4 protein-coding genes are annotated in these 5,899 nt (G+C 68.3%); 3 read left to right on the top strand and 1 reads right to left on the bottom strand.

Annotated elements, in window-relative coordinates:
* Positions 1 to 127: 127 nt before the first annotated feature.
* From GWI24_RS39315 to GWI24_RS39305, 3 genes are all read left to right on the top strand, one after another.
* Positions 128 to 1,246: an LCP family protein gene (locus GWI24_RS39315; RefSeq protein WP_210950818.1), complete on the top strand. Its 1,119-nt coding sequence runs from the start codon at positions 128 to 130 to the stop codon at positions 1,244 to 1,246.
* A gap of 236 nt (positions 1,247 to 1,482) precedes the next feature.
* A complete protein-coding gene (locus tag GWI24_RS39310) occupies positions 1,483 to 3,174 on the top strand; it encodes an LCP family protein (RefSeq protein WP_210950817.1) in 1,692 nt (563 codons plus the stop codon).
* A gap of 231 nt (positions 3,175 to 3,405) precedes the next feature.
* Positions 3,406 to 4,866 (top strand): LCP family protein, encoded by a 1,461-nt coding sequence (locus GWI24_RS39305; RefSeq protein WP_374103396.1) that lies wholly within the window; start codon positions 3,406 to 3,408, stop codon positions 4,864 to 4,866.
* A 76-nt stretch (positions 4,867 to 4,942) separates the two neighbouring features.
* Here the strand turns inward: GWI24_RS39305 and GWI24_RS39300 are convergent.
* A partial coding sequence (locus tag GWI24_RS39300; protein ID WP_210950815.1) for a glycosyltransferase family 2 protein occupies positions 4,943 to 5,899 on the bottom strand: 957 nt, incomplete at its 5' end.

Here is a 5,899-nt window from a genome sequence, read left to right as displayed (position 1 = left end):
ACCCCGCGCGATGATCTACGGATACGTACAACCATGTACGGGCTTCGCATGTCTGTTCCGTTAATCGGTATCCCGGCATGCGATGCCGCTCCGCCCCCGGGCGGAAGACGGGTGGGAGGACGCGGACGTGACGACCGACAGCTCTGAGCCCGCACCGAGACGCAGGCGCCGCTGGCCGCGCGTCCTCGCGCTGGGCGTGGCCTTGCTGGTGCTGTCGGTCGCCGGAGTGGGGTGGTGGTTCTACGAGCGCCTCGACGGCAATATCCGCACCGACACCCGGACCGCGGACGAGCTGAAGAAGTACGAGGCCGAGCGGCCGGTGTCGGTGGTGCGGGACGCGCAGAACATCCTGCTGATCGGCTCCGACAACCGGGGCGGCAAGGGCAACGGCAAATACGGCAAGGACACCGGCACCCAGCGCTCGGACACCACGATCCTGCTGCATCTGCAGGCCGGCGGGAAGAGCGCCACCGCCGTCTCCATCCCGCGCGATCTGATGGTGGACATCCCGGCCTGCGAGGGGCCGGACGGAAAGCGCACCCAGGCCCGGTTCGCCCAGTTCAACTGGGCGTTCGAATCCGGTGGCGCGGCCTGTTCGATCCGCACCGTCGAGAAGCTGACCGGCATCCGCGTCGACCACCACATGATCGTGGACTTCAGCGGCTTCAAGCGGCTGGTGAACGCGGTCGGCGGGGTGGAGATGTGCCTGAAGGAGCCCGTGGACGACGCCGAAGCGCATCTGAAGCTGCCCGCGGGCCGTCAGGTACTCCACGGCGAGCAGGCCCTGGGCTATGTGCGCGCCCGGTACAGCATCGGCGACGGCAGCGACACGGAGCGCATCGGCCGGCAACAGGAGTTCATGAGCTCGCTTGTGAAGAAAGTGCAGAGCAATGGTGTGCTGCTCAATCCCGCGAAGCTGTATCCGGTGCTCAACGCCGCGACGTCCTCGCTGACCACGGATCCGGGCCTGGATTCGCTCAAAGATCTGTACGCTCTGGTGCGCGGGGTGCGGGACATCCCCCGGGACAAGATCCGCTTCCTCACGATTCCGCGGCAGCCCTACACGTACAACAAGAACCGCGATGAGCTCGTCCAACCCGATGCCGACCGGCTGTTCCGGCAGTTGCGGCTGGATCGGCCGGTGCCGGTGTCCCACGCCGTCACGGCTTCGACGGGCGGCGGACCGAAGGCCGCCGACCTCAGCGGGTATCAGGGGACGACGGCGGCGCGCGGCATCTGCGAGTAATGCGAGTAAAAGGACCATAAGTGCGGCCCATGATTCGTGAAGGATCAGATAAGGATTGGGCAGATTGCCCAGTTGTAGGGAAGTGGAATTTGTCACCGACGTCGCTTGGCGCTGATCTGGACGGATAGTGTGAGCGATCCGGTGCGCTCTACGAGGTGGCCGCGCACTGCATGAAGACAGATGGCGCGCCTTGAGGGGGAGGCGCCGCGTGGCACCGACGGAGGACACAGGCGACCGTGGACGCGCAAGGCCCTGGCGGGGCGGGTGACTTCGACCCAGCCGATCAGTGGGTGTTCGACCCGAATACGGGCAACTACGAGCTGCGGCTGAATCCCGCCGAGACATCGGCGGACGACACCACGGAGCTGCGACGGGTCTCCAGATCATCGAGCGATGTCGGCACCACCGGCTCCGAGCCCAGGGGGCGCCGCCGCGCGGCCAAACGGGAAGCGGAGAAGGAGCAGCCGACCGGCCCGGTCAGCCGTCGCAAGCCGAAGCCGAAGAAGTCGAAGACGAAGAAGGCGCTCTACTGGGGCAGCGGCACCCTGGCCTTCCTCCTGGTGGGCGGTTCGGCCGCGGCGTACTTCGTCTATCAGCACCTGAACAACAACATCAGCAAGGTCGACGTCGGCGAGAACAACGCCGCGGTCTCCGACGGCCCGATGAACATCCTGCTGATCGGCACCGACCGCCGGGACGGCAAGGGGAACGAGGGCTACGGCGACGCGGGTAGCGTCGGCCACGCCGACACCACCCTGCTGTTCCACGTCTCCGCGGACCGGTCGAACGCGACGGTGCTGAGCTTCCCGCGCGACATGATCACCGACATCCCGGACTGCACCGTGAAGGAAGACGGCCGGCGGAAGAAGATCCCGGGCGAGGACGAGGTGCGGTTCAACACCAGTCTGGGGCAGGAGGGCCGCGACCCCGGCTGCACCTGGCAGACGGTGGAGAAGATCACCGGGCTGGAGGTCGACCACTTCATGATGGCCGACTTCAACGCGGTCAAGAGCATGTCCACGGCGGTCGGCGGGGTGGACATCTGCCTCGGCAAGGACATCAACGACCCCAAGTCGCACCTGAATCTGAAGAAGGGGCGGCACACGGTCAAGGGCGAGCAGGCCCTGGCGTTCGTCCGGACCCGGCACGCCGTCGGCTTCGGCGGCGACCTGGACCGGATCAAGCTCCAGCAGCAGTTCCTGAGCTCGCTGATGCGCAAGATGAAGTCCAGCGGGACGCTCTCCAGCCCGGGCAAGATGTGGGACCTGGCCCAGACCGCCACCAAGGCGCTCACGGTGGACACCGGGATCGGCACCGTCTCCAAGCTGGCCTCGCTGGGGAAGAACCTGAGCAAGGTCGATCTCAAGAACGTCACCTTCGCGACCGTTCCGGTCGTCGACAACACCGACGGTGCGACCGTGCTGCTCGACAAGACCAAGGCCGAGCCGCTCTTCTCCATGGTCCGGCAGGACGTCTCGCTGACCGAGGTCAAGAAGAAGGAGAAGGCGGCCAAGGACGAGCAGGCGGCACGGCTCAAGGGGCCGAAGGCCGATCCCGCGGATGTCCGGGTCAAGGTGCTCAACGGCAGTGGGCAGTTCGGCGCCGCCCAGGAGACCGTCGACTGGATGCAGAACACCGAGGGGATGTCCCGCACCAGCAACGGCGGAAACGCTCCGTCAGAACTGAAGAAGACGACGCTGGAGTACGCTCCCAACCAGGCCGACCAGGCGCGTCGGCTGGCCGACAGCATGGGGCTGCCCGCCTCCGCCATGAAGGAAGGCACGAAGGACGCCGAGCCGATGGCGGAGATGACCCTGACGCTGGGCGCGGACTTCAAGGGCGCCGGCACACCGATCTCCGCCCCGTCGAAGGCGCCGAAGGACATTCAGAGGGTCGAGGCCGACGACAAGGACGTCTGCGCCAAGTGACCGTCGCCGGCCAGCGGATCCACCCTCGTCCATCGGGCCGGACGACCGAGAGACTGCGGGGAGGGCCCGATGCGGCAGAGCAGTGTGCGGGGGGAGAGAGGGCGGCGGGCCACCGTTCCCGAACCACGTGAGCACGGTGAGGACGACAGCCCGCCGGAAGGGGAGGGCCCCGCGTCGCACGGCGCGGGGCGCCGGCCGGGTGGTCAGGGGCGGCCGAAGCGGAGCCGCGGGGTGCGGATCCTGCGCTGGACCGCCCTGACGCTGGCCGTGCTGGTGCTCGGCGCGGCCGGCGCCGGATACTTCTACTACGAACACCTGAACGGCAATCTGAAGAAGGAGGATCTGGACCTCGGCGACAGCAAGATCGGCAAGCCCGAGCCCAACGCCGCCGGACAGACCCCCCTCAACATCCTGCTCATCGGCTCCGACAGCCGGAACACCGCGGAGAACGTCAAACTGGGCGGCGCCAAGCAGGACGCGGACCGCAAGCCGCTGGGCGATGTGCAGATGCTGGTGCACGTCTCGGCCGACCGCGGCAACATGTCGGTGGTCAGCATCCCGCGCGACACCCGGGTGACCATCCCCCGGTGCACCGATCCGCACGACGGCACGGTGTATCCGAAGACCGAGGGGGCCATCAACCAGTCGCTCCAGCACGGCGGCCCGGGCTGTACGGTCGCCACCTGGAAGGAGCTCACCGGCGTCTACATCGATCACTTCATGATGATCGACTTCTCCGGGGTGGTCTCCATGGCGGACGCCATCGGCGGCGTCCCGGTGTGCGTGGACAGCAACGTCTACTCGCATGACAGCAAGGGCCATGGCTCCGGGCTGAAGCTGACCAAGGGCACCCACAACGTCAAGGGCGTCCAGGCCCTCCAGTGGCTGCGCACCCGCTACGGCTTCGAGGACAACACCGACATCGGCCGGGCCAAGGCCCAGCACATGTATATGACGTCGATGATCCGCCAGCTGAAGTCGGGCACCAAGCTCAGCGACCCGGGCAAGCTGATGGACCTCGCGGAGGCCGCCACCGACGCGCTGACCGTCGACCACGGCCTCGGAACCGTCAAGAAGCTGTACGACCTGGGCAATGACCTCAAGCGGGTGCCGACCAAGCGCACCACCATGATCACCATGCCCTGGGAGTACGGCGGCGGCGGGGAGTACGTACTGCCCAAGCCGGGCGACGCCGAGCAGACCTTCTCGCTGCTGCGCAACGACATAAGCCTGGACGGCAAGGACAAGAAGAAGCCCGACGCCACCCCGGCGCCCACCGCGCCCAAGGAGCAGACCCCGGTGGTGGTGCAGAACGGCACCGCCAGCACCGTCCTGGGGCCGGTCTCCGGCCGGGCCGCGGTCATCACCTCCGAGCTGGCGCGGCTGGGCTACGCCAAGGCCACCGCGAACACGGTGCTCATCTCGCAGGCCGACACCACCGTCCTCTACCCGGACGAGCCCCGGCAGGGCGACGCCCTGGCCGTGGCCAAGGCGCTGAAGCTGCCGAAGTCCGCGGTGAAGTCGTCGAAGTCGGTGCAGGAGATCACCCTGGTGGTCGGCAACGACTGGCGCGAGGGCACCGCCTACCCGAAGGCGGCGGTGGACGACAGCGACAAGACGCCCAAGAGCGCGGACGCGCTCAACGGCGAGGAGAAGGGCTGTATGAAGGTCAACCCGGGCTACACCTTCTGACGTCCGTCACGGCATGCGGAAGGGGCCGGACCCGATGCGGGTCCGGCCCCTTCGGCGTGCGTGGCGCCCGGCGCGGCTACGGCGCCATGACCGCCGGGCGGCGGCTGGCGATGACCTTCTTGGCGAGCGCCCGCGGGCTGGTCAGAAAGCCCCAGCCCCACGACATGTGCATGGTCGCGAGCGCCACCGGGATCCGCAGCCGAGCCGCCGGCGGAAGCCCCTTGCCCGCGGGGAGCGAGCCCGCGACGATCGCGGCCAGATAGCCGCCGGGGATCACGAAGCCCCACGGGGTGACGGCCGCGCCCACCACGATGCCCGCCGCGATGGCGACGACGGCGGTCGGCGGGGCGAGATAGCGCAGATTGATCGAGCCCTGGTGGAAGCGGGCCACCACATGGCGCCAGCGGCCGTAGTCCTTGTACTGCTTGGCCAGGGCCCGCACGCTCGGCCGCGGCCGGTAGGAGACCTTCAGCTCGGGCGAGAACCAGATCAGCCCGCCGGCCTCGCGGATCCGGAAGTTCAGCTCCCAGTCCTGGGCGCGGATGAACTCCTCGTTGTACCCGCCCTGCTGCTCCAGCGCCTCGCGCCGGAAGACGCCCAGATAGACGGTCTCGGCGGGGGCCGCCTCACCACCGGTGTGGAAGGCCGCGTTGCCCACCCCGATCTTGGAGGTCATGGCGGCGGCGACGGCCTTCTCCCAGTCGTTCTCGCCCTCGGCGTGCATGAGCCCGCCGACGTTCTGCGCGCCGGTCTCCTCCAGGAGCCGTACGGCGGTCGCGATGTAGTCGGGCGAGAGCATGCCGTGGCCGTCGACCCGGACCACCACCGGATGGCGGGACGCCTTGATCGCCGCGTTCAGGGCGGCGGGGGTGCGGCCCGTGGGGTTGGGGACCGTGTGCACCCGGGGGTCCTCCGCCACCAGTTCGGCGGCGATCTCGTCGGTGCGGTCCGTGGACGGGCCGAGCGCGATCACCACCTCCATCTCACCGTCGTACTCCTGCTCCAGGATGTGCCGCACGGCATTGCGCAGATG

It is taken from the genome of Streptomyces sp. MK37H, assembly GCF_018035285.1.
GTDB classification, from domain to species: Bacteria; Actinomycetota; Actinomycetes; order Streptomycetales; family Streptomycetaceae; genus Streptomyces; species Streptomyces endocoffeicus.
This window is presented reverse-complemented; position numbering and strand designations above follow the sequence as displayed.